Source organism: Mesorhizobium sp. M1088 (assembly GCF_040318575.1).
In the GTDB taxonomy this organism is placed as follows: domain Bacteria; phylum Pseudomonadota; class Alphaproteobacteria; order Rhizobiales; family Rhizobiaceae; genus Mesorhizobium.
In genome coordinates this window covers 73871-98931 of record NZ_JAMYMO010000010.1, presented here as the reverse complement: position 1 = coordinate 98931, position 25061 = coordinate 73871, and the positions used below count along the sequence as shown (strand labels likewise).

At 61.6% G+C, this 25061-nt stretch carries 23 protein-coding genes, 1 tRNA gene and 1 pseudogene; 18 read left to right on the top strand and 7 right to left on the bottom strand.

The genetic code is table 11. The features are described from left to right. Window positions 1-56: 56 nt before the first annotated feature. Window positions 57-1220 carry an alpha/beta hydrolase gene (locus tag NKH49_RS15320; RefSeq protein WP_352818190.1) on the top strand — a complete coding sequence of 388 codons (1164 nt, stop codon included), beginning with the start codon at window positions 57-59 and terminating at the stop codon, window positions 1218-1220. A 244-nt stretch (window positions 1221-1464) separates the two neighbouring features. Here NKH49_RS15320 and ade read toward each other — a convergent pair whose 3' ends face one another. The 3 genes from ade to NKH49_RS15305 all read right to left on the bottom strand — a co-directional run bounded on the left by ade (window position 1465) and on the right by NKH49_RS15305 (window position 5612). Beyond that, window positions 1465-3276, bottom strand: coding sequence for an adenine deaminase (gene ade, locus NKH49_RS15315; protein ID WP_352541395.1), 1812 nt, complete (start codon window positions 3274-3276; stop codon window positions 1465-1467). Between the two features lie 822 nt (window positions 3277-4098). Beyond that, window positions 4099-4551, bottom strand: coding sequence for a cupin domain-containing protein (locus NKH49_RS15310; protein WP_352453477.1), 453 nt, complete (start codon window positions 4549-4551; stop codon window positions 4099-4101). A 578-nt stretch (window positions 4552-5129) separates the two neighbouring features. Further along, the gene (locus NKH49_RS15305) at window positions 5130-5612 is read right to left on the bottom strand and encodes a class I SAM-dependent methyltransferase (RefSeq protein ID WP_352819708.1); all 483 of its coding nucleotides are present in this window, start codon (window positions 5610-5612) and stop codon (window positions 5130-5132) included. Window positions 5613-5961: 349 nt separating this feature from the next. Here NKH49_RS15305 and NKH49_RS15300 point away from each other — a divergent pair, with 349 nt between their 5' ends. Both NKH49_RS15300 and NKH49_RS15295 read left to right on the top strand, forming a co-directional pair. Further along, the gene (locus tag NKH49_RS15300) at window positions 5962-6294 is read left to right on the top strand and encodes a tyrosine-type recombinase/integrase (RefSeq protein ID WP_352926508.1); all 333 of its coding nucleotides are present in this window, start codon (window positions 5962-5964) and stop codon (window positions 6292-6294) included. A 57-nt stretch (window positions 6295-6351) separates the two neighbouring features. Next, window positions 6352-6440, top strand: a tRNA-Leu gene (locus tag NKH49_RS15295). A gap of 101 nt (window positions 6441-6541) precedes the next feature. On the opposite strand, the gene NKH49_RS15290 is transcribed toward NKH49_RS15295, so the two are convergent. Both NKH49_RS15290 and NKH49_RS15285 read right to left on the bottom strand, forming a co-directional pair. Then, entirely contained in the window at window positions 6542-6931 is a 390-nt protein-coding gene (locus NKH49_RS15290) for a hypothetical protein (protein ID WP_352614073.1), read from the bottom strand. 48 nt (window positions 6932-6979) lie between these two features. Then, complete coding sequence (locus NKH49_RS15285; protein ID WP_352541399.1) at window positions 6980-7558, bottom strand: NUDIX domain-containing protein; 579 nt, start codon at window positions 7556-7558, stop codon at window positions 6980-6982. Between the two features lie 153 nt (window positions 7559-7711). Between NKH49_RS15285 and NKH49_RS15280 the strand changes: the two genes are divergently transcribed. The 8 genes from NKH49_RS15280 to NKH49_RS15245 all read left to right on the top strand — a co-directional run bounded on the left by NKH49_RS15280 (window position 7712) and on the right by NKH49_RS15245 (window position 14410). Next, window positions 7712-8815, top strand: coding sequence for an NADH:flavin oxidoreductase/NADH oxidase (locus tag NKH49_RS15280; RefSeq protein ID WP_352926505.1), 1104 nt, complete (start codon window positions 7712-7714; stop codon window positions 8813-8815). 109 nt (window positions 8816-8924) lie between these two features. Then, window positions 8925-9242, top strand: coding sequence for an SH3 domain-containing protein (locus tag NKH49_RS15275; protein WP_352926503.1), 318 nt, complete (start codon window positions 8925-8927; stop codon window positions 9240-9242). 61 nt (window positions 9243-9303) lie between these two features. Further along, window positions 9304-9597: a DUF982 domain-containing protein gene (locus tag NKH49_RS15270; RefSeq protein WP_352749379.1), complete on the top strand. Its 294-nt coding sequence runs from the start codon at window positions 9304-9306 to the stop codon at window positions 9595-9597. A 28-nt stretch (window positions 9598-9625) separates the two neighbouring features. Further along, on the top strand, window positions 9626-9865 hold the full coding sequence (locus NKH49_RS15265; RefSeq protein ID WP_023674770.1) for a DUF2188 domain-containing protein: 240 nt from the start codon (window positions 9626-9628) through the stop codon (window positions 9863-9865). A 166-nt stretch (window positions 9866-10031) separates the two neighbouring features. Further along, a complete protein-coding gene (locus NKH49_RS15260) occupies window positions 10032-11117 on the top strand; it encodes an ABC transporter ATP-binding protein (protein ID WP_352474052.1) in 1086 nt (361 codons plus the stop codon). A gap of 33 nt (window positions 11118-11150) precedes the next feature. Then, window positions 11151-12476: an ABC transporter substrate-binding protein gene (locus tag NKH49_RS15255; protein WP_352501618.1), complete on the top strand. Its 1326-nt coding sequence runs from the start codon at window positions 11151-11153 to the stop codon at window positions 12474-12476. A 187-nt stretch (window positions 12477-12663) separates the two neighbouring features. Beyond that, window positions 12664-13515, top strand: a complete 852-nt coding sequence (locus NKH49_RS15250; protein ID WP_502893743.1) for a carbohydrate ABC transporter permease — start codon at window positions 12664-12666, stop codon at window positions 13513-13515. 1 nt (window position 13516) lies between these two features. Continuing rightward, window positions 13517-14410 carry a carbohydrate ABC transporter permease gene (locus NKH49_RS15245; RefSeq protein WP_352926496.1) on the top strand — a complete coding sequence of 298 codons (894 nt, stop codon included), beginning with the start codon at window positions 13517-13519 and terminating at the stop codon, window positions 14408-14410. Between the two features lie 88 nt (window positions 14411-14498). Here NKH49_RS15245 and NKH49_RS15240 read toward each other — a convergent pair whose 3' ends face one another. Then, window positions 14499-15485 (bottom strand): alpha/beta fold hydrolase, encoded by a 987-nt coding sequence (locus NKH49_RS15240; RefSeq protein ID WP_352766768.1) that lies wholly within the window; start codon window positions 15483-15485, stop codon window positions 14499-14501. A gap of 149 nt (window positions 15486-15634) precedes the next feature. Here NKH49_RS15240 and NKH49_RS15235 point away from each other — a divergent pair, with 149 nt between their 5' ends. From NKH49_RS15235 to NKH49_RS15205, 7 genes are all read left to right on the top strand, one after another. Next, on the top strand, window positions 15635-16384 hold the full coding sequence (locus NKH49_RS15235) for a competence/damage-inducible protein A (RefSeq protein ID WP_352926493.1): 750 nt from the start codon (window positions 15635-15637) through the stop codon (window positions 16382-16384). Between the two features lie 78 nt (window positions 16385-16462). After that, on the top strand, window positions 16463-17296 hold the full coding sequence (locus tag NKH49_RS15230) for a universal stress protein (protein ID WP_352699960.1): 834 nt from the start codon (window positions 16463-16465) through the stop codon (window positions 17294-17296). 127 nt (window positions 17297-17423) lie between these two features. Further along, complete coding sequence (gpt, locus tag NKH49_RS15225) at window positions 17424-17924, top strand: xanthine phosphoribosyltransferase (RefSeq protein WP_023674762.1); 501 nt, start codon at window positions 17424-17426, stop codon at window positions 17922-17924. A 222-nt stretch (window positions 17925-18146) separates the two neighbouring features. Continuing rightward, window positions 18147-18635 carry an NUDIX hydrolase gene (locus NKH49_RS15220; protein WP_352541407.1) on the top strand — a complete coding sequence of 163 codons (489 nt, stop codon included), beginning with the start codon at window positions 18147-18149 and terminating at the stop codon, window positions 18633-18635. Between the two features lie 647 nt (window positions 18636-19282). After that, complete coding sequence (locus NKH49_RS15215) at window positions 19283-23047, top strand: vitamin B12-dependent ribonucleotide reductase (protein WP_352926489.1); 3765 nt, start codon at window positions 19283-19285, stop codon at window positions 23045-23047. A 72-nt stretch (window positions 23048-23119) separates the two neighbouring features. Continuing rightward, entirely contained in the window at window positions 23120-23986 is an 867-nt protein-coding gene (locus NKH49_RS15210) for a HipA family kinase (protein WP_352819691.1), read from the top strand. After that, on the top strand, window positions 23946-24857 hold the full coding sequence (locus tag NKH49_RS15205; RefSeq protein ID WP_352819689.1) for a DUF3037 domain-containing protein: 912 nt from the start codon (window positions 23946-23948) through the stop codon (window positions 24855-24857). The genes NKH49_RS15210 and NKH49_RS15205 overlap by 41 nt, the downstream gene beginning before the upstream one ends. 17 nt (window positions 24858-24874) lie before the next feature. Here NKH49_RS15205 and NKH49_RS15200 read toward each other — a convergent pair. Continuing rightward, window positions 24875-25024, bottom strand: a pseudogene (locus tag NKH49_RS15200) (glycoside hydrolase family 25 protein); the annotation flags it as partial. Between the last annotated feature and the right edge of the window lie 37 nt (window positions 25025-25061).

Genomic DNA, 25061 nt, shown 5'->3' with positions numbered 1-25061 from the left:
CTCTATCGAATAGGCCAAGACGTCTCCGGCTCGACGTCGCCTTTGCGGGAGCCCGCGTGATCGTGCCTTCGAAGATCTTTCTCGTCGCTGCGTTCGCGCTCGCGGTTACCGGCTGCGCCGGCCAGAACACGCACGATCTGCTCAACAAGACGACAATCACCGTGCCTGCTGCCGATATCGCGGCGACGCATCAAATCTTCGTCGCAACGACCCGGCAAAAGGCAATGAAAGCGCCCCGGCAGGTGTTCGACGGCGACCGTTCGCCGACCACCAGCTTTGCCAGCGTCGAGGTGACGGTGCCCAAAATCCACCAGCTCGGCGCCATCGAGCGGGTCAAGGGCTCGGCCAACAGCAATCCGGCGAAGGATTTCACGGCGACGGGCGTCACCTTCTACGAAGGCGCGCCGCAATTCGCCAAAGCGGTCGGCGCCGATATCGCGATGCGCGGCGACCGCGCGCTGGTTTTCGTGCACGGCTTCAACAACGGCTTCGACGACGGTATCTACCGGCTGACGCAGATCGCGCACGACACGAAATACCCAGGCACGCCGGTGCTGTTTTCGTGGGCGTCGAGCGGCAAGACGACCGGCTACATCTACGACAAGGAAAGCGCCAATGCGGCGCGCGACGATCTCGAAGCGACGCTGCGCATGCTCGCCAAGAGCCGCGCCAAGAGCATCGACATCATTGCCCATTCGATGGGGACCTGGGTGACCATGGAAGCGTTGCGCCAGCTTGCCATCACCGGCGACCGCGACCTCGGCGGCAAGCTCGGCTACGTCATCCTGGCCTCACCCGATATCGACGTCGACGTGTTCAAGAAGCAGATGATCCGCTACGGCAAGCCCGACAAGCCGTTCGCCGTGCTGCTTTCGGGCGACGACCGGGCGCTCAGGCTGTCGACCCTGATCTCTGGCGACAAGCCACGCGTCGGCGATTATGGCGACGCGGCCGACCTCGCCAGCTATGGCGTCTCGGTGGTCGACCTGACCAAGACCAAGGGCGGCGACCGGCTGAACCACGCCAAATTCGCCGACAATCCGTTCCTGGTGCAGCTGCTCGGCGACCGCTTGCGTGCCCCCGCGGGCCTCGCCTCCGAAGAGACCGCGCCGGCCCAGCTCGACAATCTCGGCCAGGGCCTCGGCAAGGCCGTCGGTTCGGTCGCCGAAATCGTCATCACCACGCCGTTCAAAGTGCTGACCATCGCCACCGGCGGGTGAGCGATCGATGAGCGGTCACTGTTGACGTCAGTTCGGAACAAAGCGCACGGCAGCGATCCTTCGCGCCCCTCTGTCCTGCCGGACATCTCCCCCTCTAGTGGGGAGATTGGCCACCACTTTCGGCTTTCGCCAATCTCCATCTTTGAACAAGGCGCTGTCAACGAAACTGCCAATTTCCCCCCTTGAGGGGGAGATGTCCGGCAGGACAGAGGGGGGCGCTGTCCCTCCAGGGTTCAATGATTCTTCAAACGAACAGATCGACCTTCTGAAAAGTCGTCACGTCGATCAGGCCGACGTCGGAAATTCTGAGCTCGGGGATGACGACCAGCGCCAGCAGCGAGTGCTGCATGTAGGCGTTGTTGAGCGAGCAGCCCATCTGCCGCATGGCGTCGCTGAGTTTGTCGGCCTTGGCGGCGACGATTTCGGCGCGCTCGTCCGACATCAGCCCGGCGATCCGCATTTCGACCAGCGCCAGCTCCTTGCCGTTGGAAAACAGCACGACGCCGCCGCCGACCTCGCCCAGCCGGTTCACGGCCAGAGCCATATCCTGCTTGTTGGTGCCGACGACGATGATGTGGTGGGCATCGTGGGCCACGCTCGACGCCATGGCGCAATCGCCGATGTAGCCGAAGCCGGAGACGAAGGCGTTGGTGACGCCACCGGTGCCCTTGTGGCGCTCGACCAGCGCGATCTGGCAGACATCGTTGCGGCGGTCCATGGCGACCAGCCCGTCCTCGACGGCAAGATCGGCCTCCAGCGCCCGCGTCGGCGCCTGATTCTCGATCACGCCGATGACGCGCACCCGCACCTCGTTGGCGCCCATGGGTGCGGCGATGTCGAAGTCGCCGGGCTTGAGCTTCCTGCCGAGCTTGACGGTGTTCTTCGCCGTCTTCGGATAGTCGTAGGCCGGAATGTCGATTTCGAGCTTGCCGCCCTTGGCCAGCCTGACGCCGCGGCCATAGACCTCGTCGATGGTCATTTCGGCGAGGTCGGAGACGATCAGCAGATCGGCGAGCCGTCCCGGCGCGATCGAGCCGATCTCGCGCTCCAGCCGGAAATGCTGGGCGGTGTTGAGCGTCGCCATCTGGATCGCCGTCACCGGCTTCAAGCCCTGGCTGATGGCGTGGCGCACGACCCGGTCCATATGGCCTTCGTGCACCAGCGTGCCGGAGTGGCTGTCGTCGGTGCACAGGATGAAGTTGCGCGGGTCGAGCCCGCTCTCCGTCACCGCCTTGATCTGCGAGGCCACGTCGTACCAGGCCGAGCCCAGCCGCAGCATTGCCTTCATGCCCTGGCGGACGCGGGCGATGGCGTCCTCGGCGCGCGTGCCTTCGTGGTCATCCTCAGGGCCGCCGGCGACATAGCCATGGAACGGCAGGCCGAGATCGCGCGAGGCATAATGCCCGCCGACGGTCTTGCCGGCCCTCACCGTCGCGGCGATCTCACCCGACATCACCGGATCGTTGGCGGCGACGCCGGGAAAATTCATCACCTCGCCGAGCCCGATGATGTTTTCCCAGCTCATCGCTTCGGCAACGTCGGCGACGGTCAGTTCGGCGCCGGCATGCTCCAGCCCCGGTGCCGAAGGCACGCAGGACGGCATCTGCACGAGTACGTTGACCGGCATGGCGACGGCCTCGTCATGCATCAGCCGCACGCCCGGCAGGCCGAGCACGTTGGCGATCTCATGCGGATCGATGAACATCGAGGTGGTGCCGTGCGGGATCACCGCGCGGCAGAATTCCGTCACCGTCACCATGCCGCTCTCGACATGCATATGCGCGTCGCAAAGCCCCGGCACCAGATAGCGGCCGCCGGCATCGACCACCTTAGTGCCCTGGCCGATGGCATGGCCGGCGTTCGGCCCGCAATAGGCAAAGCGGCCGCCGGCAATGGCAATGTCGGTGCCGGCGATGATCTCGCCTGAATGGACGTTGACCCAGCGCCCGTTGCGGATGACGAGATCGGCGGGCTTGCGGCCCATGGCGACATCGACCAGATGCGTCGCCATCTCGGCCCAGGGTTTTGGTTTCGTCGCATTGGCGGTCTTCGGCATCAACAGGCTCCTCTTTGCCCGACTGTGCCAAGCCGCGAGGATTTTGACCAGCGGGGAAGTAAGCGCGGACGGCGAAGTTGCAGATCTCCCCCCTCGAGGCCCTTGTGGGGAGGGGTTAGGGGTGGGGGTACGTCGTAGAGCGAAAGCCTCGGCGTTCCATCTGCGATAGCCCTGCCCTCGAGGGGGAGATGTCGCCGAAGGCGACAGAGGGGTCGCCTATCCACGCGCGACGACCCCCTCTGGCCTACCGGCCATCTCCCCTCAAGGAGCAGGGCAATCGCATTTGGATTCTTACGAAGATGGACCCCCACCCTAACCCTCCCCACAAGGGGGAGGGAACGCTGCCGCCCGCCCTTACTTCCCCTTTTGGCGCCGAAAGGCAGGCAATTTGCCGAGGTCAGCGCCAACGAAAGTCTCCCTCCCCCTTGTGGGGAGGGGCTAGGGGTGGGGGTACGTCGTAGAGCGAAAGCCTCGGCTTTCCATCTGCGATAGCCCTGCCTCAAGGAGGGAGATCGATGCGCCATGGCCTTCGCCAATCGCCAAGGGCATTTTGTGCCGGCCGCAGCAACTTTGTTCTTGCTTTGTGCCTGCAGCTATGCTACTAATTTGGGTATGGTGCTAATTGGCTCCAACGACCCGCCTCCCGAGGCGGGTTTTTCTGTTATGGCGCCATTCACGGCAAAATGGCCCAAGCGGGAATGCGATTCCGTTGCGGCCAATCAGCTTTCGTCTCGTTAGAGGATCCTTCTGAATCGACGGTGGCGGAGTTCGACGCACTCGTTCCGAGCCTTCGGCCGGTTCACTCAATTCGATCCCGAACTGTCACTTCTTGCTCGGATCGTCTGCCGGGTTGACGTAGGTGATCTTGAATGGCCCCTCGCCATGAACCTGGATGATCGTATCGCTTGTCGTCCAGGCGAAGTGATTCATTCCGGCCGGCGCGACGCCGAAGCCGCCAGCAGTCAGTTCGACACCTTTCGCCTCGTCGAGCTTATCGCCCATTCCAATATGGAAGTTGCCGGAAAGCACCGTTACGTATTCCGTGGTGGGATGATTATGTGCGGCAATTTTGTAGCCGGCGGGTGTCTTCAACCGCAGCACATAGGCGCCCTCCTTTGAGGGGTCTCCAGCGACAACAGCCATTTCCGCGCCAGCGGGAATGACAGCTGGAGCAGGACCCCATTTGATGTCTTTGGCGTTCATCGGCATCTCATCGGCAAACAGAGACGCCGTCCCAACAACCAGCAGTGCCAGGGCAGAGGCAAGCTTGAGCATGACAATCTCCCAATGTCTGTAGAGGACGGCGTCGAGTATCGGCGCGCCGATCCACTTGCCAATTGGAGTCTATCAGGGCAGAGCGCCCGAACGCATCCTGCGAACGGGGGACGCGCATTCGCGGTAGCCGCGGAAGCTGCCGCTAAAAACATTTCCAGGTGAAACGATTTTGTTTGTATCACTGTAGGTGATCGGCCTCGCTAGCTTCCAGTGCCAGATTTGTCGACGGCAGAAGACGGCTTGACGGCCCCTGCCCGGCATCTGAACAGGACTGGCCTGCGGACGTGGCGGAATTGGTAGACGCAAGGGACTTAAAATCCCGTTCTAGTCCGTTGCACCCTCGCAACTAACCCCTCAACGCTTGTAATTCCCCGGTTTGCGCCGGGGTTTTTCATTTCATTTTAATCTCTCCACTCGTGCAACGGATTTTGTGGGAAACACGCCGTTGTGGGAATCGTGTGGCAAAAGGAGAACAGACGTTCATGGCCAAACCAATCCACATCAATCTGCAGGCCGGCACCGACGACGAGTTAGACAACTACGCCAAGGGTGGCTCCAGAAGAGGAAATCGAATTAAATCAGCACAATCTTAGAGGTGCGTGAGGCGGTTTCTCAAACACCAGCACATGACTGCCAAGAGGCGATGTGTGAGTGCTCTTAACCTGGAACCCCTCGTCAGAAAGCGTTTCGATGAATTCGCCATCCGTTCCAGGCGGAACGCGGGCAACGACGTTCGAGGTGCGCCTCACAATATTGGAAAGCACCCTTCGCGCCTTGCCTGGGCCGATGTTGCGCTGCATGTGCTGATAGACGGCCAGCAGCAGGACGATATCGTATTTCGGTAGAAGGATATTGCCGAGGCGCCGGCTGCCGAGGTTTAGGCGATCGAACCTGGCATGTACCGGGGAGCCACTCAACAACATCTTTGCGGTCTCGATGTGCGGCTTGGCAATGTCGATCCCGTGGATCGAACTGGGTTTCAGCTTGGAGATCTCATAGGCGACAACACCCATATTGCAGCCAACATCGAGAATGGATTTCCCAGCATAGTCGATCTCCAATGAGAATATCCCGTCCAGTCTATCCTCCCATGTTCCTGCAAAACCTCTTTTGAACCTTGACCACCACAAATCATATACTCCTAAATTAGAGATCGCCGAAATATAGCGCTCGTTACCTTCTACTATTCATAAGTCGTGGCCAAGAAAAGCCTGCCCCCCACAAAAACACAGAAAAACATCATGGACACCACGTTCAAGGGCGCTGCGAGGCGCCTTGCTGATCTCAACTTGCGGGAAACTAGGCGCTCGCATTGGAGTAGGAGAGGACGGTGTTTAGGACATCGCCTTCAAAGCTAGTCCAGCCAACCCCATTAACGCATCACGACCACGATCTCTCGGCAGTCGCCTGATGGCTCAGAACCGCAAGGGCATCCACCGTCCGATGCAGCACAGCGACCTCTGCGACATCGGCAAGTGGGAGGTCGTAGAGGTGTGGCGCAGCATCCGCGAACACATCCCAGGACTGTCCGACACCGTGGTCTACACAACGCGGCATACGTGCTGCTCGTGGCAGATCATCCGTGGCATCGACATCCGGCGCGTCCAAATCTGGATGGGCCACAAGTCGATCCAGACCACCCTGAACTACGCCCACCTTGCGCCGAACCATCTGCTCGACAACCTCACGGCGCTCGAAGGTGGCGCGGCTCCGAGGCTCGTGGTAGTGAACGGCAAATCCTAGGCCGACCGTGTGGGAAACCATGTGGGAGACTGGTGGGATTTCCCCACAATGTGGGAGGTGGGCGTGGCGGAACTGGTATACGCAGCAGACTTAAAATCTGCCGGTGTTTCAAGCACTTACGGGTTCAAATCCCGTCGCCCACACCAACCCTCGCAACGGACTTAAAATCCCTCGATCTCCGATCGTACGGGTTCGATTCCCGTCGTCCGCACCAGATTTGGATTTGCCAAGACAGCTTAAGGGCGGTTCACTTTGCGGGACCGCAATTACCGACAGCTCGCTTGTTGAGCTTACCAGCCTTCAGGTCTGAAAGCTGCGGAATGGATGCATCAAATCCGGCGTATTTTTCGTAGACTTCCCTGTCCAACGAGATTTGCCGACCGGCGGCAGTAAAAGCGACCATCCCTGTAGTGCCGATATAGGCTCGCGCCGCTCGCATTCTGCAGAAGTATTTTTTCTCGCCGTTGGACACGAACCAGCCCAGCGAGCCTGATGCACCTCGCGACAGCTTGCCGGTCTTGTATCCTTTGCTTTGCAGGTTGGAATAGGATTCAGCGTGTGACGGGGTAATCGATGCCAGGAGAAAGACAGCCATCGAAGTCGCACCCAACCACTTCGGCAAGTTTTTGATAATCATAGATCTGTTCCCTTTCAGCTGCATCTCAGCCCGTTGCGGCAAAGCCGTTCACCCCCCGATCGGGTTCAGCTTCAAATGCTGGATCAGGATAATCGTCTTGGCGTCGATAATCCGACCGTCGTGGATGCCGGCCAGCGCCTCGTCGAGCGGCATTTCCAAAACTTCGATGTCTTCGCCTTCGTCATGCGCGCCGCCGCCGTCGGAAATGCGGTCGGCGGGCGAATAGCGGGCGACGAAGAACCAGAGCCGCTCGGTCACGCTGCCGGGGCTCATATAGGGCGAAAACAGCCGCTGCACGTCCTTCAGCCGATAGCCGAGTTCCTCCTCGGCCTCCTTGCGGATGCAGGTTTCGGGATCGTCTTCGTCGAGCAGGCCGGCGCAGGCCTCGATCAGCGGCTCCTTGTGGCCGGTGACGTAGGCCGGGTAGCGGAACTGCCGCACCAGAAGCACCGTCGAACGCTCCGGATCGAAAGGCAGGATCACCGCGCCGTCGCCGCGATCGTAGGTCTGGCGGGTGTGCGTTTCCCATTTGCCGTCGCGCCGGCGGTAGTCGAAGACGGTCTTTTTCAAAACCGCCCACTCGTCGGACAGGACTTCCTCGGAGCGGATGCGAATGCGATCTTCCATGGTGGACTCCCTGCTGCCGCGGCAAGGCGTAGCCGCGAACGGCGGTTCGTGCAATCGGGTCAGCAATTGGTCCAGAGCGCCGGTTCACCGTCTCGTGTCTGGCGCTGGCACAATCGGCTGCCTAAATAGCGGCAACCCTTTCCGGAGTTTTTTATGACCTCATCGCTTTTCCAGCCGATCACCCTCGACGGCCTCACCTTCCCCAACCGCATCGCGGTCGCGCCGATGTGCCAGTATTCGGCCGAGGACGGCTCGGCCTGCGATTGGCATCTCTATCACTGGATGAACCTGGCGATGTCCGGCGCCGGCATGGTCACCGTCGAGATGACCGATGTCGAACGGCGCGGCCGCATCTCGCATGGCTGTCTCGGCCTTTATTCCGAGGACAACGAGGCGGCCGCGCGACGCACGCTGGATGCAGCCAAGCGTGTCGCCGCACCGGGCACGAAATTCGGTACGCAGCTTGCCCATGCCGGGCGCAAGGCCTCCAACCGGAAACCCTGGGAGGGCGGCGGCCCGCTGCATGCCGATCAGGATCCGTGGCCGATCGTGTCGGCCTCGGCGATCGCCTACGACACCGGCTGGCAGGTACCGCGGGCGCTGGAGGACGACGAGATCCTGCAAATCATCGAACGCTTCGCCGATGCGGCGCGGCGGGCCGAGCGCGCCGGCTTCGACTTCATCGAGCTGCATGCCGCGCATGGCTATCTGATCTTCCAATTCCTGTCGCCGCTGTCCAACCGGCGCACCGACCGCTGGGGCGGCTCGCTGGAGAACCGCATGCGTTTCGCCGTCGAGATCGCCAAGGCGGTAAAGAAGGCGACGCCCAGGCTGATGCTGGGCGCCCGTCTGTCGATCAAGGAATGGGTCGATGGCGGCTTCGAGGTCGAGGATGCGATCGAAGTGGCAAAAGCGCTGAAGGAAGCCGGCGTCGCCTATCTCTGCTGCTCGAGCGGCGGCAACTCGCCCTTGCAGAAGCTGCCCTCCGGGCCCGGCTACCAGGTGCATCTGGCCGAAGCGGTGCGCAAGGCCGTCGGCATCCCGACGCGGGCCGTCGGCCTGATCGACGATCCGAAACAGGCCGAGGCGATCGTCGCCGACGGCCGCGCCGACATGGTGGCGCTGGCGCGCGCCTTTCTTGCCGATCCGCGCTGGGGCTGGCGCGCCGCGGCCACCTTCGGTGAAAAAATCCACCCGGCGCCGCAGCTTGCCCGCTCGGTGACGACGATGCAGCACTGGATGAAGGCGGCGAACTGACGGCGGGTTCGTCTCGCTGGACGGGCCAGCACAGCTTCGCATGGATCCTCTGCCGGTGTAGAGTGGCCGGGGGCCGCGGCTGGGCGCGGCGGGTTGGGGGAGCAGAGACATGTCGTTCAGGGGGATTTCCATTGCGGCCGCCGCCGCGGTTGTGGCCGAGCTGTCGTTCGCCGCGCCGACGCCGGCCGGGGCGCAATATTGCGAAGGCACGGTGCACGGACTTTCCAGGCACTACAATCTGGCGACGGGAAGCGGCTTTCTCGCCGTTCGGGCCCGGCCGAACTCGTCGTCGCGCATGGTCGGGCAATTGTTCAACGGCGACCAAACCGAGATCTTCGACCACCGCGGAAACTGGTACAAGGTCGATTTCGGCGGCCGCACCGGCTGGGCGAATGCACGCTGGCTGCGCAACGACTGCGGCTATTGAGCTATTTTCGCCTGAGCTAAAAAGCAGTTGCAACCAAATCGGCCGCTCCGCGTTGGCGGCGATGATGGACAGCAAGCCATTTGAAAAGCCGGTCGTGGTCGAACTCGGCCATGTCGGCAAATATCGGCAGATCCGCAGCGCCCAGGAGGCGGCGGAGTGCCTGATGACGATCTGGCCACTCAACCGCGGGCCGCGTCATCGTGATGCCCTCGACACTTGCCTAAAAGTGCTGGAAGGTTATCGTTCGACGGCGGATGCGCGCCGGGCACTGATCGAAGCCGCCAGGGAATCGGACGTGCTGGTCGCAGACGACAGGCTGCCAGACGACAGACTGGCCGACGACAGGCTGCATTGAGGCAACGGGCTTTCAACCGGAGGGTTTCATGGCGAAACTGACCTACAAGATCGTCGAGCATGACGGAGGCTGGGCCTACAAGGTCGGCTCGACATTCTCCGAAACGTTCCCCACCCATCAGGACGCGTTGCGCGCCGCGGAGATCGCTTCGGCCGAACAGCAGGTCGCCGGCAACACCGACGGCATCCAGTACGAGGACGCCGACGGCAAATGGCACGACGAGCTCGCCGACGGCCGCGACCGGCCGCAGACCGAGGTTTCGGATTAGAGTGTGCGCCGATATCCAGGTGATGCCGGCGTGCTTTACAGGTCGGTTTGGTAGCGCTACCGTCTCACATCGCGCGTGACCGGGGAGGAGCCTGGGCGCCGTCGCGGGCCAGGCAGGAAAGCGGTTTCCTTCGAAGTCGTTGCAGGAATCAATCGGGAGGAGATCGATGGCGTCTGTCGCAATCGGCGATGTCTACAAATCATTTGGGACCGTCGAGGTCCTGCACGGGGTCAGCGTCGATATAAACGACGGCGAGTTCGTCACGCTGGTCGGTCCTTCGGGTTGCGGAAAGTCGACGCTGCTCAGGATGATCGCCGGCCTGGAAAAGATCTCGCGCGGCCAGATCGCGATCGGCAAACGTGTCGTCAATAACGTTGCGCCAAAGGAGCGCGACGTCGCCATGGTCTTCCAGAACTATGCGCTCTACCCGCATATGACGGTCGCCGAGAACATGGCGTTCTCGCTGATGCTCAAGGGCGTTCCCAAGACGGAGAGCGATGCCGGCGTGCGGCGCGCGGCCGAAATCCTGGGACTGGTGCCGCTGCTCGACCGCTATCCGCGCCAGCTTTCCGGCGGCCAGCGCCAGCGCGTTGCCATGGGCCGGGCGATCGTGCGCGACCCGCAGGTTTTCCTGTTCGACGAGCCGCTGTCCAATCTCGATGCCAAGCTCCGGGTGCAGATGCGCGCCGAGATCAAGGAACTGCACCAGCGCCTGAAGACGACGACGGTCTACGTCACCCACGACCAGATCGAGGCGATGACCATGGCCGACAAGATCGTCGTCATGCATGACGGCATCGTCGAGCAGATCGGGCCGCCGCTCGAGTTGTACGACCGGCCGAACAATCTGTTTGTCGCCAGTTTCATCGGCTCGCCCGCCATGAACATGCTCAGAGGCGACATCGTAAGCGACGGCTCGCCGTCATTTCGCGGCGCCGGCGGGATTTCGGTCCCGTTGGCCTCGGCACTTTCCATCGGCAATGGTGAGCCGGTCGTGCTGGGGATACGGCCCGAGCATTTACGGCTGTCCGACAATCAGGGCATTCCGGTCACCGTCGTGGTGGTCGAGCCGACAGGGTCCGAAGTGCAGCTCATCGGCCGCACCGCCGGCGGCGATGAGATCGTCGCAAATTTCCGCGAACGCCATTCCTTCACGCCGGGCGAAACCATCCGGCTTACGGCCGAGCCTGGCCTCATCCACCTCTTTCACGGCGAAACCGGTCAGCGGTTCGAAACGCCCATCAGGCAGTAGGACGGCAAGGACAATAAGCAGGAGGAAGCGAGCATGAAATTCACCAGACGCGACGTGATCCGCACCACCGCCGGCGTTGCGGCGGGAGCCTTGGGAAGCCGGCTCATCGGCTCTCCCGCCTTTGCCCAGGAGGGGTTGAAATACAAGCCCGAGGACGGCGCCAAGCTCAGGCTGCTGCGCTGGTCGCCCTTCGTGCAGGGCGACGAGGATCAATGGCTGGCCAACACCAAGCGCTTCACCGAAGCGACCGGTGTCGAGGTCCGCGTCGACAAGGAAAGCTGGGAGGACATCCGTCCCAAGGCGGCGGTCGCCGCCAATGTCGGCTCCGGCCCGGACCTGATGTTCGTCTGGTTCGACGACCCGCACCAATATCCCGACAAGCTGCACGATGTGACGGAGCTGGGCGAATATCTCGGCTCGAAATATGGCGGCTGGCACGATGGACCGCACCAATATGCGACACGGCAAGGCAAGTTCCTCGGCCTGCCGCTGGCGACCATCGGCAATGCCATCGTCTATCGTGAAAGCTGGGTGAAAGAGGCTGGCTTCTCCGAATTTCCGAAGGACACGGCAGGCCTGCTCGAGCTTTGCAAGGCATTGCAGGCGAAGGGGCACCCGGCCGGCTTCACGCATGGCCACGGCGTCGGCGATGGCAACAACTACGCCCACTGGCTGCTGTGGAGCCATGGCGGCCAGATGGTCGACGAGAGCAGCAAGGTGACGATCAACAGCCCCGAGACGCTGAAGGCGATCGAATACGCGCAGCAACTCTACAAGACCTTCATTCCCGGTACCGAAAGCTGGCTCGACGTCAACAACAACCGCGCCTTCCTGGCCGGCGAATTGAGCGTCATCGCCAACGGCATTTCGGCCTACAACACCGCCAAGATCAACAAGGACAAGGATCCGAAACTGGCCGAGATGGCCAAAGACATCCGCACCACCAACCTGCCGATCGGCCCGGTCGGAAAATCCGTCGAGCTGTTCCAGGTGACCACGGCCGTGATCTTCGACTACACGCCCTACCCCAACGCCGCCAAGGCCTACCTGCAGTTCATGTTCGAGGATCCGCAAATGTCGCAGTGGATCACGTCGTCGGCAGGCTATTGCTGCCAGACGCTCAAGGCCTTCGACAACAACCCGGTGTGGACGGCCGATCCGAACAATGCCGCCTACGCCAAGGCCTCGGCGACGCTGCGGCCCAACGGCTATGCCGGCCCGCTTGGCTATGCCTCGGCAGCGACCATGGCCGATTATGTGCTGGTCGACATGTTCGCCAAGGCGGTGACAGGCCAGGCGACGCCGCAAGAAGCGATGGAAGAAGCCGAGAAGCGCGCAAACCGCTACTATCGCGTTTGAGCCGGGTTCAGCCGGGCAGCCATGCTGCCCGGCTTCGAATCGCGCATGGCCGCCCGGCCGTTCAATGAGACCTTAGAGGAGCCGACCCATGGCCGTGACCTCCACTGCCGCTCAGCCACGCCGGTCGGCGCTGTCGCGCATTCTGACGTTCGTGTCCGAAAGTCATAACGCGCTTGGCTTCGGCTTCATGCTGCCGGCGGCGGCGCTGCTGCTGGTCTTCCTGACCTATCCGCTCGGGCTCGGCGTCTGGCTCGGCTTCACCGATGCCCGCATCGGCCGCCCCGGCATCTTCATCGGTATCGAGAACTACGAATATCTGTGGGATGACGCCGTCTTCTGGCTCTCCGTCTTCAACACCTTGCTCTACACGATCAGCGCCTCGGTCCTGAAGTTTGTGCTCGGCCTGTGGCTGGCGCTTATCCTCAACCAGAACCTGCCGTTCAAGTCGTTCTTCCGCGCGATCGTCCTGCTGCCCTGGGTGGTGCCGACGGTGCTGTCGGCGATCGCCTTCTGGTGGATCTACGATTCGCAATTCTCGATCCTGTCCTGGGCGCTTATGGAAATGGGCCTGATCGACCATCGCATCAACTTCCTCGGCGATCCCGAGAATGCGCGGGCTTCGGTTATCGCCGCCAACGTCTGGCGCGGCATTCCTTTCGTGGCGATCACGCTGCTTGCCGGCCTGCAGACGATTCCGCAGTCGCTCTACGAGGCCGCCACGCTCGACGGCGCCAGCCGCTGGCAATTGTTCCGCTATGTGACGCTGCCGCTGCTGACGCCGATCATCGCCATCACCATGACGTTTTCGGTGCTGTTCACCTTCACCGACTTCCAGCTGATCTATGTGCTGACACGCGGCGGGCCGGTGAATGCCACGCACCTGATGGCGACGCTGTCGTTCCAGCGCGGCATTTCCGGAGGCCAGCTTGGCGAAGGCGCCGCGATCGCGGTCGCCATGATCCCGTTCCTGCTGGCGGCGATCCTGTTCAGCTATTTTGGCCTGCAACGCCGCAAATGGCAGCAGGGCGGCGGAGATTGACATGACTGCGATCGAAACGAGCAAACGCCCGGAACTCGACGAAGGCGGCATGGGCTACCTGCAGAGTTTGCCGCGCCGCGTGGTGACGGTCTACCTGCCGTTGCTGATCTTCGTCATCGTGCTGTTGTTTCCGTTCTACTGGATGACGATCACGGCGGTTAAGCCCAACCTCGAGATGACCGACTACGCCAATTTCAATCCGTTCTGGGTGGTGCATCCGACGCTCGAGCATATCCGCTACCTGCTCTTCGAGACGTCTTATCCGGGCTGGCTGCTCAACACGATCATCATCTCGACCGCCGCCACGTTCCTGTCGCTGCTGGCTGCGGTGTTCGCTGCCTATGCGATCGAACGCTTGAGGTTCTCCGGGGCGCGGCAGGTCGGCCTCGCGGTGTTCCTCGCCTATCTCGTGCCGCCCTCGATCCTGTTCATTCCGCTGTCTGTGATGGTGTTCAACCTTGGTCTTTACGACACGCCGTACGCGCTCATCCTCACCTATCCGACCTTCCTGATCCCGTTCTGCACATGGCTGCTGATGGGCTATTTCCGCTCGATCCCGTTCGAGCTGGAAGAATGCGCGCTGATCGACGGGGCGAGCCGCTGGCAGATCCTCACCAAGATCGTGCTGCCGCTGTCGGTACCGGGGCTGATTTCCGCCGGCATCTTCGCATTCACGCTGTCATGGAACGAGTTCATCTACGCCTTGACCTTCATCCAGTCGTCCGAAAACAAGACTGTGCCGGTCGGCGTGCTCACCGAGCTGGTGCGCTCGGACGTCTATGAATGGGGGGCGCTGATGGCGGGAGCGCTGATCGGCTCGCTGCCGGTGGTGGTGCTCTATTCGTTCTTTGTCGAGCATTATGTTTCCTCGATGACCGGAGCCGTGAAGGAATAGCCGACGTGATTAAGTTCGGAGGTATTCCCGGCGGCCCGGATGCCCGGGGCGGGCACCCTGCCGGCCGAGACCGCGTTCCGGGAGGGTGTCAGCTGCCGGTGTCGGACTTCGGCGCAAATGCGCGGTCGGCAATGCGTTCGATGAAAGCGACGACCCGTTCCGGCTCGACGAATTGCGGCATGTGGCCAAGCCCCTCGACAGGTTCGAAATCGAGCCCGCTGATCTTTTCCATCACCGGCCAGCCGTGGATATCGATGCCCAGCACGCGGTCGGAAGCACCAAACAGAATGCCGGCCGGCATGGTGATTTCACCATAGCGTTGCTCGATGCGGCCAAGGTCATGCTCGATGGCCACGACATCGGTCGACGTTGCATAGAAATGGCTTGGCCTGAGCCCGCACCAGCCGCCGCCCTCGACCATATAGTCGGCCGGCGCCGTCTGCGGCGCGAAAATGAAGGCAAGCGTCGCTTCGGCATATTTGAGAGCCGCCGGGATCGCCACCGTATAAGCCATGATCCGGCGCCGCAGCGGCGACTTGACGTACAGCGGGCCGAACTTCTCGCGCGCGTCCGGCTCCAGATGGGTCAGCGGTGCCAGCAAGGCGATGCCGGAAATCGCCTCTGGATGCTCGACAGCCAGCGTCAGCGCGATGGCGCCACCCAGCGAATGACCGACGACCAGCGGCTTTTCCAGCCCAAGCGCGTCGATAAAATGCCGCACGACCTCGGCCTGCTCGGACAGCCGTCCGCTGGCGGCCCTGGCCCGCACCGAATAGCCGGAGCCCGGACGGTCGAGCGCGATCAGCCGATAGTCCGGGCCGAACCGACCGAACAGCGTGTGGCCGAATTGATGAAGCTGCGCGCCGAGGCCGTGCAGGAAGACGATCGGCCGCCCCTCGCCCGTCTCGACATAATGGATGCGGTTGCCGTCGATCTCGATGAATTTGCCACTGGCCGGCACCAGCCTTTCGGCCTTCGCCGCGATCCGCAGCGTCGCCAGCAGCGGATAGGCTGCCACGACGAGCGCCAGCAGAAACAGCGCGCCGGGTAGCCATAGCAGAATTGATACCGGCATTTTTTCACTCAGCGCCCAAACCAGCGCGCAGCATCACCCGCCGACGGCTCCACTGCAAGGGAGGTGGCACAGGTGGATCCGTCGTTTGGCGGCATTGCCGCCGGCCGTTTGCCGCGCTATCTCAGGCGACCCGTTTTCCGGAGCCTGCCATGACCGAAATCGTCACCGCCGCCATGCTCGTCATCGGCGACGAGATTCTGTCCGGCCGCACCAAAGACAAGAACATCGGCCACCTCGCCGAGATCATGACGGCGATCGGCATCGACCTGAAGGAAGTCCGCATCGTTCCCGACGAAGAAGACGAGATCGTCGCTGCGGTGAATGCGCTGCGCACCCGCTATACTTATGTCTTCACCACCGGCGGCATCGGCCCGACGCATGACGACATCACCGCCGATTCGGTTGCCAAGGCCTTTGGCGTGCCATGCGAATACGACGCCAAGGCCTACGCCCTGCTGGAGGCAAGCTACGCCGCCCGCGGCATCGAATACACCGAAGCGCGCAAGCGCATGGCGCGGATGCCGCGCGGGGCAGACCACATCGATAATCCAGTGTCGGTTGCACCGGGCTTTCGCATTGGCAACGTCCATGTCATGGCCGGCGTGCCGGCGATTTTCCAGGCGATGCTCGACAATGTCGTGCCGACATTGCGAGCCGGCACCAAAATGCTGTCGGCAACCGTGGAATGCCCGTTCGGCGAAGGCCTGATCGGCGGGCCGCTGGGCGACATCCAGAAGGCGCATCCGGACACGATCATCGGCTCCTACCCGAAATATGGCGACGGCAAGTTCTGGACGGAACTGGTGGTGCGCGCCCGCAGCCAGCAGGCGCTGGACTCCGCACGCGCAGACGTAGAGGCTATGGTGGCGGGCTTGATCAAGGCAAGCCGAGTGGGCTGATCGGCCGGCCTGACGGAACCAGCATCGCGCAGTGACGTTTGTCACGGATGGGATCGCCGTAAGAAGTGAGGGACTGCCATGCGCTTCAAGACCATCGTCGCCATACTACAGAACGAACAGGATGCCGAGCGCGTCCTCGACTGCGCGATCCCGCTGGCAGGCCGGTTCCAGAGCCATCTGATCGGCATCCATGCCGAGGCGCTGCCCGTGCCCTACACCTCTGCCACCGGCTTTCCGGACACCGAGTTCCTGCAGGTTTCCGCCGATATGAACCGGGAGCGCGCCGAGAAGTTGCAGGCCGCCTTTCACAAGCGCATCGAGAATTCCGGCCTGTCGTTCGAGTGGCGCAGTCTCGAGAGTTTTTCCGGCGACAGTGCGCTGACCGGCATCTCGACCGTTCGCACCGCGGACCTGATCATCGCCGCGCAGCGCGAATCGGGCAGCGACCCGAGCGCCGACGTCGACACGCTGGTCTACGATGCCGGCCGGCCGGTGCTGGTGGTGCCGCATTCGGGTCCGCTCGTCACTAGCTTCAAGCACGTGCTGCTCGCCTGGAACGGCAGCAAGGAAGCCGCGCGCGCGGCCTTCGATGCCCTGCCCTTCATCATCGAGGCCGAGAAGACGGACATCGTCGTCATCGACCCGCCAGATACGCTGGACGAGGCGCCGGAAACAGCCGGCGCCGAGATCGCCGCCTCGCTGTCCAGGCATGGCGCGACCGTCAGCGTCTCGGTGCTGAGGTCCGGCGGCGCCTCGGTCGACGACATCATCCAGACCAGGGTCGCCGAGTCGGGTGCGGACCTGCTCGTGCTCGGCGCCTACAGCCATTCCTGGCTGCGCCAGCTGCTGTTCGGCGGGGTGACGCGAACGGTGCTGCGCACCGCCCCGGTGGCGGCTTTCCTGTCGCGGTAGGTTCACAGGGATAGCTGGCAGGACAATAGCTTTGCCGCGCCCTTGCCAAGGCCAAGCCTTTCCAGTTAATTCCGCGCGCATTCCATAGTGTCTGCGCGCGATGCGCGCTTTGCGGAGTGCGCGAAAGATGTCCCTGCCCGAAAAAGCCTTCCCGGTCTCCTGGGACCAGTTCCACCGCGATGCGCGCGCGCTCGCCTGGCGGCTTGCCGGCGCCAACAAGGGGCAATGGAAGGCGATCGTCTGCATCACGCGCGGCGGCCTGGTTCCGGCGGCTATCATTTCGCGCGAACTTGGCATCCGCATCATCGAGACGGTCTGCGTCGCCTCCTACCACGATTATACCAGCCAGGGGCAATTGCAGGTGCTGAAGGAGGTCACGCCGGCGCTGCTCGCCGATGACGGGGCCGGCGTGCTGATCATCGACGACCTCACCGACACCGGCAAGACGGCGGGCATCGTGCGCGCGATGATGCCTAAGGCGCATTTCGCCACCGTCTATGCCAAGCCGAAAGGCAGGCCGATGGTGGACACTTTCGTTACCGAGGTCAGCCAGGACACCTGGATCTATTTCCCCTGGGACATGGGCTTCACCTACCAGAAGCCGATCGCCGACGATCACGCCGGCTGATTCGCGGCAACGCCGCTTGATGCACCGAGTCCGCCCAGGGGACCTCCGCACACCGATAAAGGCGTGGCGCGACGCTGCTGCAGTCGCGCCATTAGGCTGAGATCGGCGCAGATTGACGGAATCTGGCCGATCCGTGCAACATTTTTTACTTTCATTGCTTATAATTAGCCGTAAGATTCGTGAGACGGCAAATGATTCTGGAAGCTGGGGCAAGCTTCTCCGATGTTGACGAGGCCAACGACGCACAACCATAAGGCCGAAAGGGTCCGGCGACTCTTAGGCGCGGTGCCGTACCGCCTGCAGGTTGCAGCCCTGCCTTGGCGCGATAGCGGGGACGGCGTCGAAATCATGCTGATCACCAGCCGCGATACCGGCCGCTGGGTGCTTCCCAAGGGCTGGCCGGAAGCAAAGGAGCCGCTTTGTGAAGCGGCGGCACGCGAAGCGGGCGAGGAGGCCGGGCTGCGCGGCACGATCTCGCATCACGAGGCCGGCCGTTATTTCTACGCCAAGGTGCTGGATTCCGGCGAGGAAGTGCCGTGCGAGGTGCTGGTCTTCCCGCTGCAGGTCGACAAGGTCGCCGACCGATGGAAGGAAAAGCGGGCACGCACCCGCAAGTGGGTCAGCGCCGCCGAGGCTGTGCGCATGGTCAACGAACCCGACCTCAGCCAGATCATCGCCCATTTCTGCGCGGATCCGCATCGGTTCTCCTGAGTCTCAGTCGCGCATAGCCTATCGCTCAGGTGCTGTGGAACGTCGTTGCCGAAGCGCCTCCACCCAGAGCCGACCCTTCCTTGCGCTCCGCTTCTATCCCCGTTATCCACATGTGTGACACACAAGATGTGGGGGTCATAAAAGCTACGCAAACGAATCCTTGACGGCGCAAAACGAGTCGCCTTTTATAGGCCATGCGCTCCTGTTGAGAGTGCGACCGGAAAAGTTTCGAGGCCGGTCTTTTTCCCGGAATATGTGCGTTTTGAGCCGCATTCCCGCCTGTTTACGAGGCCGGCGAAGGCGTGGGATTTTGAAGCCTTGGGGGGCGAAAGGGGAGGATTGTCGGACTTGAATAAATTGTCTGTTAATACTATATTTAGTGTTTGCAGGTAGGTTCGACGCTAGATAATGTGAATTTCCCTCGATCGAGGGCGTTACAAAAAGTTTTCAGTTTTGAGGGACCCACAGGGTCCGTGAGCGCGTTGGACAGCGGCCTCGCAAGAGGTTTGGCCGGCAGGGCGGCGGAGACTGTGACGATGAGAGCCGGCGGTTTTCGAACGCCGGCAGACGGCGGACATGCGCGTTTCGTCAAGAGGGCAGAAATCCTCTGGGAAAAGCGCTATATGTAGACAAAAGGGACCGGACCAATGCGCATCGAGCGTCGTTTCACCAAGCCAGGACAATCTGCCTATGCGGAGATCGAATTCCGCAAGGCGCTTTCCGAGATCAAGAATCCGGATGGGTCGGTGGTGTTCCGCTTGGACAACATCGATGTGCCGGCGCAGTTCTCCCAGGTTGCCGCCGATATCCTGGCGCAGAAATATTTCCGCAAGGCGGGCGTCCCGGCACGGCTGAAGAAGGTCGAAGAGACGCAAGTCCCCTCCTTCCTGTGGCGCTCGGTCGCCGACGAGGTTGAACTGGCCAAGCTGCCGGAAGCCGAGCGCTACGGTTCCGAGACCGACGCCCGCCAGGTCTTCGACCGGCTTGCCGGTACCTGGACCTATTGGGGCTGGAAGGGCGGCTACTTCAAGTCGGAGGAAGACGCGCGCGCCTTCCGCGACGAGCTCGCCTATATGCTGGCCACCCAGCGCGTCGCGCCGAACTCGCCACAATGGTTCAACACCGGCCTGCACTGGGCCTATGGCATCGACGGTCCGAGCCAGGGCCACTTCTATGTCGACCCGTTCACCGGCAAGCTGACCAAGTCGAAGTCTTCCTACGAGCATCCGCAGCCGCATGCCTGCTTCATCCAGGGCGTGCAGGACGACCTCGTCAACGAGGGCGGCATCATGGATTTGTGGGTGCGTGAGGCGCGCCTGTTCAAATACGGCTCCGGCACCGGCTCCAACTTCTCGTTCCTGCGCGGCGAAGGCGAAAAGCTGTCGGGCGGCGGCCGCTCGTCGGGGCTGATGAGCTTCCTCAAGATCGGCGACCGCGCGGCGGGCGCCATCAAGTCGGGCGGCACGACGCGTCGCGCCGCGAAAATGGTCATCGTCGACGCCGATCATCCCGATATCGAGGAATTCATCGACTGGAAGGTCAATGAGGAGCAGAAGGTCGCCTCGCTGGTCACCGGCTCGAAGATCGTCAAGAAGCATCTCGAAGCGATCATGAAGGCCTGCATCAACTGCGAAGGCAATGGCGACGATTGCTTCGACCCGGCGGTCAACACCGCACTGAAGCGCGAGATCAAGGCGGCCAAGAAGGACGCGGTGCCGGAGAACTATATCTACCGCGTCATCCAGTTTGCAAAGCAGGGCTACACCTCGATGTCGTTCAAGACCTACGACACCGACTGGGATTCGGACGCCTATCTCACGGTTTCCGGTCAGAATTCCAACAATTCGGTGTCGCTGAAGGACGATTTCCTGCGCGCCGTCGAGCAGGACGGCGACTGGCATCTTACCGCCCGCAAGGACGGCAAGGTGCTGAAGACGCTGAAGGCGCGCGATCTCTGGGAAAAGATCGGCTATGCCGCCTGGGCATCGGCCGATCCGGGCCTGCATTTCAACACGACGATGAACGACTGGCACACCTGCGCCTCGGCCGGTGCGATCCGGGCGTCCAACCCGTGCTCGGAATACATGTTCCTCGACGACACCGCCTGCAACCTGGCCTCGATCAACCTTCTGCCCTACCGCAATGCCGACGGCACCATCGACATCGCTGCCTACGAGCACACGGTGCGGCTGTGGACCATGGTGCTGGAAATCTCCGTCATGATGGCGCAGTTCCCGTCGAAGGAGATCGCCAAGCTTTCCTACGAGTACCGCACGCTCGGCCTCGGCTACGCCAATATTGGCGGCCTGCTGATGACCTCGGGTATTCCCTATGATTCCGACGAGGGCCGCGCCATCTGCGCCGCCCTCACCGCGATCATGACCGGCACGGCCTATGCCACTTCGGCCGAAATGGCCGCCGAACTCGGCGCCTTCCCCGACTACGACCGCAATGCGCAGAACATGCTGCGCGTCATGCGCAACCACCGCCGCGCGGCCTATGGCGAAAGGGACGGCTACGAGAGGCTAGCCGTCAACCCGGTGCCGCTGGTCGCCTCGGATCTCAAGCAGCAGGAGCTTGCCGACCATGCCAAGGCCGCCTGGGACCGCGCCATCGAGCTTGGCGAGGAGCATGGCTACCGCAACGCACAGGCAACCGTGATCGCGCCGACCGGCACGATCGGCCTGGTGATGGATTGCGACACCACCGGCATCGAGCCCGACTTCGCGCTGGTGAAATTCAAGAAGCTCGCCGGCGGCGGTTATTTCAAGATCATCAACCGCGCGGTGCCCGAAGCGCTGCGCACGCTCGGCTATTCCGAGGCCCAGATCGCCGAGATCGAGGCCTATGCCGTCGGCCACGGCAATCTCAACCAGGCGCCGGGCATCAACCCCGGCTCGCTCAAGGCAAAAGGCTTTACCGACGACAAGATCGCCGCGCTCAATGCGGCATTGAAGTCGGCCTTCGACATCAAGTTCGTCTTCAACCAGTGGACGCTGGGCGCCGACTGGGTGAAGGAGACGTTCGGCTTCACCGATGAGCAGCTCAACGATTTCTCGTTCGAGATGCTGCCGGCGCTGGGCTTCTCGAAGAAGGACATCGAGGCCGCCAACATCCATGTCTGCGGGGCGATGACGCTGGAAGGCGCGCCGTTCCTGAAGGCCGAACACCTGCCGGTGTTCGACTGCGCCAGCCCGTGCGGCAAGATCGGCAAGCGTTCGCTGTCGATCAACAGCCACATCATGATGATGGCGGCGGCGCAGCCCTTCATCTCCGGCGCCATCTCCAAGACCATCAACATGCCGAACGACGCAACGGTGGAAGACGCCAAGGGCGCCTACATGCTGTCGTGGAAGCTGGCGCTCAAGGCCAACGCGCTCTATCGCGACGGCTCGAAGCTGTCGCAGCCGCTCAACGCCTCGTTGCTTGCCGACGTCGAAGACGACGAGGACGAAGCCATCGAGCAGCTGATCGCGGCGCCGGCCGCGCAGCGCGCCGTGCAGGTGACCGAGAAGATCGTGGAACGCGTCGTCGAGCGTCTCTACCGCGACCGCGAGAAACTGCCGAACCGCCGCAAGGGCTATACCCAGAAGGCGGTCGTCGGCGGCCACAAGGTCTATCTCAGGACCGGCGAATTCGATGACGGCCGCCTCGGCGAGATCTTCATCGACATGCACAAGGAAGGTGCCGCCTTCCGGGCGATGATGAACAACTTCGCCATCGCCATCTCGCTCGGTTTGCAATATGGCGTGCCGCTCGAGGAATTCGTCGAAGCCTTCACCTTCACCAAATTCGAGCCGGCCGGCATGGTGCAAGGCAATGACGCCATCAAGAACGCCACGTCGATCCTCGACTATGTCTTCCGCGAACTCGCCGTCTCCTATCTCGGCCGCAACGACCTCGCCCATGTCGACCAGTCGGACTTCGACAAGACTGCGCTCGGGCGCGGCATCAACGAAGGCAAGGCAACGCCCTTCTCCAAGGGCCTGACCCGCGGCGCCTCGCCGGTCAAGCTGGTGTCGGGCATGGGCGCCGAGCCGAAAGGCTTTGCTGGCTCGGGCTCCGGAACTCCAGCCCGTACCGCCCCGACCGCCTTCTCCGGCTCCAACGTGCTGACGCTGAAGCCGGCCAGCGACGAAGCCATCGCCTATAAGCGCGACTACGAGGAGCGCGCCAGGGAACTGGTCGAGGACATCGTCTACGCGGAAGCCTCCGACCCGACGGAGCTGTTCACCGATGAGGCCGCGAAAGAAGCAGCCGAAGCCAAAGCGCTCGCCGCCAACCGGCGCCAGCAATCATTGATGCAGGGCTACACCGGCAACGAATGCTCGGAATGCCATAACTTCACGATGGTGCGGAACGGGACTTGCGAGAAGTGCGATACTTGTGGGGCTACGAGCGGGTGTAGCTGAGGGGCTGTAGCAGTCTGATTTCAAGGAGGGGGATCTCCACGATGATGTGTACATACAACCGACCCAAACCTGATGGCTTGGGTCACCTGTTCCGAGGATTACATGTCCAGAGGCTCATCCGCTAAGCCTGTCTCCGTCGCTGTTATTCGACCTGGCCTTCTCCCGTTTATGCCGGTAGAGAGACAGGTTGAACTTTTCCCCCTAACCACCCTGATTGAGATGCCAGATACGACTGGTACTGCCGACGCATGGGGACGTGTTGAAGCGTCAGACTCGCATCTTTATTTGGTCAAGACAGACGAACGCGGTGGGAAAGCAATTCGAGCATCCGAGTGGGTTGGAACGCGCTTGGCTGAAGAACTCAATATGCCTTGCCCCACACCGAAGATCATACAGCTTTCGGATGGCCGATTGTGTTTCGGGTCTCGGATAATTTCCGGAATTGCGGACGTAGCGAAGACATCGCAGATACTGACTTCCGTCACGGTCGGGACTGGCGTAACACCCATTCTTGGGCTGCAAGCACTCTTGAGCGCCTTGTATGCGTTCGACATGTTCACGAACAACGTGGACCGCCACGATGAAAACTACCTTTCGATAGAAGACAGAGGCACGCGGCGCTTCTACGCCATTGACTTTGGACGTTCACTCTTCTGGCATGGCAAGCTCGATAATTTTCCGACAGCGACCCAGCTGACGAGGATCACATTTAAGAAGATCGTACAAAGACATGGCTACGATCCGGCTGCTGCGAACGCGATGCTTGATCGACTTGCTGAAATCGGCTCAGACAAAATATCAGCTGCGTTTTCGTCGATGCCGGATTCATGGCTTGAGCAAGCTGCAAGAGTGGAGTTTACTAGTTGGTGGGAGAACGGCGAGAGGCAAAGGCGCATAGATGCGCTTCGCAAGGGCTTATCTGATGCCTCACTCATATAAGTTCGCCATTGTGCGGCTTGAACCCAACGACGGTCGAGGAGAACGGCTGAACCTCGGCATAGTTGTGTTGCGGAATGATAGCCTAGACGTGCGTGTGACGCGAAGTCTGGACCGAGCACGCGTATTGTCGGCTGCACTCGATAAGCAAGTGTTAGTCGATCTATTTTCAAACTTCAGGGATATTGACGATCGCGCTAGGCGTGAAGGCCCAATTACTGAAGAGGAAAGGTTTGGTCGCCTCGCGCGATTGGGACCACTTTCAGTCGTTAAGGCTGGACAGTTTATGGCTGATTCACAACAGGCTTATGAGAGCCGGATATCAACCGTTTTAGAACGATTGATCGAACCAGAGCCGGCTCCTCGAAAGGTGAGGGAGAAGCGTACACGGCTGTATAGTCAAGTGAAGAGAGTTTTGAAGGACCAGAGAATCCTCGCTCGAAAGGAAGAGGGTCTTGATTCCCATCGTTTTGTCGCTGGATACGAGCTCGACGATGGCCTTGTCGCTGATCTTGTTTTGCGGAACGGCGCCTTCCATGTCTTTGAAACAGTGGACGCCTCTGGTGATGAAGCGTCTTTTCGAAAAGCTGTGTCAGAAATCGCCATCTCGGCGCTGGTGATCGAACGGGCAAAAATGCGGTTTGGAGAAAAGTCAACAAAAGCGCGCTTGATCTATTCGACGTCTGCCGCATTGGAAAAGCTTGCCCGGCCCTCGCTTGATGCAGCAGCTCATCAGGGCATCGAACTTGTAAATTGGGCTAGTCTAAACGATAGGAATAGTTTCCTCATTACCGTTTCCCCTCTTGCCCACCCGATAGAAGATGGAAAGGGCAGGCAATTTGCTTCAATCCTTCAAGAGAAACTCTTCCATTAACGATCGCAGCGAGTAAACTACTCGGCGTCGGCCACGTCCTGCCGTCCGCCAACCCAGTCCGGCCAGGCATTCTCATCACCATGGAAGACGTTGAGGTCGATGCGGCCCCGCACCCCGTGCGACAGGCCGGAGCCGAAGTATTGCCAGAACAGCAATTTGTGGCCGGGTTAGACCAGAAACAGCATCCTCAAGCAGTCCGGTCTG